Genomic DNA, 2,802 nt, shown 5'->3' on the forward strand with positions numbered 1-2,802 from the left:
ACGAATTCATCGGCGGTTCCCTGGGCGAGGGCAAGAAGTCGCTGGCGATCACTGTGCGGCTGCAGCCCAGCGACAAGACGCTGAAGGAAAAGGACATTGAAGCGGTGAGCGGCAAAATCATCGCCAAGGTGACCAAGGCCACTGGTGGCACCTTGCGAGGCTAACGCCGGGACCAAGACTTTTGAGAAAAAGTTTTGGCAAAAGTTGTCGAAAACTTTTGGGCAGCGCACCCGTTGGGGCGCTGCCTTTCTTCGTCACTTGCGGGTGAAAAACTCGGCCAACAGATCGAACACCAGCCGGATCCGGCGGCTGGTGTGCAGCTCGCGGTGGGTCGTGAGCCAGACTGGAAACACAATCGGCTCCATGCCAGGCAGCAGGCGCTCTACCTCCGGTGCGGCGGCTGCGACACTATCCATCATCGGGCAGACGCCAAACCCCTGTTTCACCAGCTCCCACGAGGCCAGCCCGCTGGTGGACTTGATGCGGAAATTGTCAGGCGTCAGGGGAATGCCCAGAGGCGCCATGAATGCGATCGAGCGTTCCACATCGGCAAAGCCTACGAAATCATGGTTTGCCAGATCTGCTGGCGACACAGGGCGGCCGCGCCGTTCCAGATAGCTGGCGGCGGCATAGAAGTGGGCGGTGGCTTCCTGCACCAGACGGGCGATCAGCTCGGGCTGTTCGGGGCGGACGTGGCGGATGGCGATATCAGCCTCGCGCCGCATCAGGTCGCGGATGTCATTGGCGGCGACCACGTCGATGGTGAGCAGGGGCGCGCGCCGATGCAGCTGGTGCAGCACCGGCGGCAGCACATGGGCGGACATCACATCCGAGGCGGTGATCCGCACTGTGCCGTCGATGGATTGCGCCTGGCTGGTGGCGGCCAGACACAACCCATCGGCCGCCGCTCCCATCTTGCGGCTGTGTGAGAGCAGCTCATGCCCCGCCGCGGTCAGAGCCAGGGTGCGGCCCAAACGCTCGAACAGCAAAACACCCAGCTCGCCTTCAAGGGCGGCCACCTGGCGCGACAAAGTAGGCTGGGTGAGGCCCAGCCGGCGTGCTGCCGCCGACAACGAGCCGGTTTCAGCGGTGGCCAGAAAGGCGCGGATATGGTTCCAGTCGGGGTTTTCCATGCAAATACGTATAACAACCTTGCGGATTTCGGCAATTTATCTGTGGTTCCTGCATGGGTAGGGTTCCGGCAACCAAGGAGATCCGCGATGACAGCCGACGCCCGATTTTGGAATAAGATCGCCCCGAAATACGCCAAATCAGAGATCCGCGACGAAGACGCCTACCGCTATGCACTGGAGCGGACCCGGTCTTATTTGAAACCGGAGGACAGCGTGCTTGAACTGGGCTGCGGCACCGGATCTACCGCGATTGAGCTGGCGCGCAGTGTGTCCAAAATCACTGCAACGGACTTGTCGGAAGCAATGCTGGACGTGGGCCGCGAGCGGGCCTGGGATGCGGGCGCGGGCAATGTGGAGTTTCAATGCAGCAGCGCCGGTCAAGCGCCGGAAGGCCCGTTTGATGCGATTCTGGCGCATAACCTGCTGCATTTGCTGCCGGATCTGGCGTTAGTTCTGGACGGTGTGGTGGTGCGGCTGGCGCCCGGTGGGTTGTTCATCTCCAAAACCCCCTGTCTGGGAGAGATGCGCGGCAGCTGGAAATACCGGATGTTTCAGGTCGCCATCCCGCTGATGCGGCTGACGGGATATGCGCCCAGCTATGTAGATTTCATCGATATCCGCACCCTGGAGGCGGCGGTGCAGCGGGCCGGGTTCGACATCATTGAGACCGGCAATTACCCGGCGGACACACCGGGCCGCTATGTTGTGGCGCGGCGGCGCTGAGCCTTTGCTTTTTGCCTGCCAGCCCTAGGTTACAGGGCGGAGGCTTTGATGTTCGAGGACCGGATTTCCGCCGGGCTTCAGCTGGCCGGGCAATTGGCTGAACTGCCAGTGAGAGACCCCGTGGTGCTGGCGCTGCCGCGCGGCGGGGCGCCTGTTGCGCTGCCGGTTGCACAGGCTTTGCAGGCGCCGTTGGACCTGCTTCTGGTGCGCAAGATCGGCATGCCGTCAAACCCCGAGCTTGCGGCCGGCGCGCTGGCGGAGGGCAGTAACCCCATATTTAACAATGCACTGCTGCAGATTGCGGGCCTGAGGCCGGAGGATTTTGCATCCCAGGTTGCGCAGGCGCGGGAGGAGAACGCCGCCCGCCGCGCACGCTATCTGAAGGGGCGGGCATCGGTTGAGCTGGGGGGGCGCACGGCGATCGTGGTGGATGACGGCATTGCCACCGGCGCGACCTTCATGGCGGCGCATATCTGGCTTAAGGAGCGCCATCCTGCCAGTGTTATCCTGGCTGTCCCCGTGGCGCCGCCGGAAGCGGTGGACGAATTGCGCCCGCTGGTGGATACTGTGATCTGCTTGCTGAGCCCGGAGGAATTCCAGGCCGTCGGCGTGCATTACAGGGATTTTAGGCAAACCAGCGACGCAGAGGTCATGGCCGCACTGGCCGCGGCCCCGCCGGCTGGCGCAGGAAAGGACAGAACGTGGCATTGAAGGTTTATCTCTCGGGCGAGATTCACACCGATTGGCGGGAGCAGATCATCGAAGGCGCAAAAGGGCTGGAAGTGAGCTTCAATGCGCCGGTCACAGATCACGGCGCCAGCGACGATTGCGGCGTGGCGGTTCTGGGCGCCGAGGAGAACAAATACTGGCATGACCACAAGGGTGCGATGGTCAACGCGATCCGCACCCGCAAGGGGATTGCCGATGCCGATGTGGTGGTTGTGCG

Annotated in this window: 5 protein-coding genes; 4 read left to right on the forward strand and 1 reads right to left on the reverse strand. The window is 62.7% G+C overall.

What is annotated here, in order from left to right; genetic code table 11:
- On the forward strand, nt 1-164 hold a 164-nt coding region (locus A2I95_RS29860), incomplete at its 5' end, for a hypothetical protein (protein WP_291735720.1).
- A 90-nt stretch (nt 165-254) separates the two neighbouring features.
- Here A2I95_RS29860 and A2I95_RS29865 read toward each other — a convergent pair.
- A complete protein-coding gene (locus A2I95_RS29865) occupies nt 255-1,133 on the reverse strand; it encodes a LysR family transcriptional regulator (protein WP_291735710.1) in 879 nt (292 codons plus the stop codon).
- An 87-nt stretch (nt 1,134-1,220) separates the two neighbouring features.
- Between A2I95_RS29865 and A2I95_RS29870 the strand changes: the two genes are divergently transcribed.
- The 3 genes from A2I95_RS29870 to A2I95_RS29880 form a co-directional block, all read left to right on the forward strand.
- On the forward strand, nt 1,221-1,856 hold the full coding sequence (locus A2I95_RS29870) for a class I SAM-dependent methyltransferase (protein ID WP_291735712.1): 636 nt from the start codon (nt 1,221-1,223) through the stop codon (nt 1,854-1,856).
- A gap of 48 nt (nt 1,857-1,904) precedes the next feature.
- Nucleotides 1,905-2,567: a phosphoribosyltransferase gene (locus A2I95_RS29875; protein WP_291735714.1), complete on the forward strand. Its 663-nt coding sequence runs from the start codon at nt 1,905-1,907 to the stop codon at nt 2,565-2,567.
- A partial coding sequence (locus A2I95_RS29880) for a YtoQ family protein (protein ID WP_291735717.1) occupies nt 2,558-2,802 on the forward strand: 245 nt, incomplete at its 3' end. The genes A2I95_RS29875 and A2I95_RS29880, both read left to right, overlap by 10 nt.

The organism is Leisingera sp. F5, from assembly GCF_001593695.1.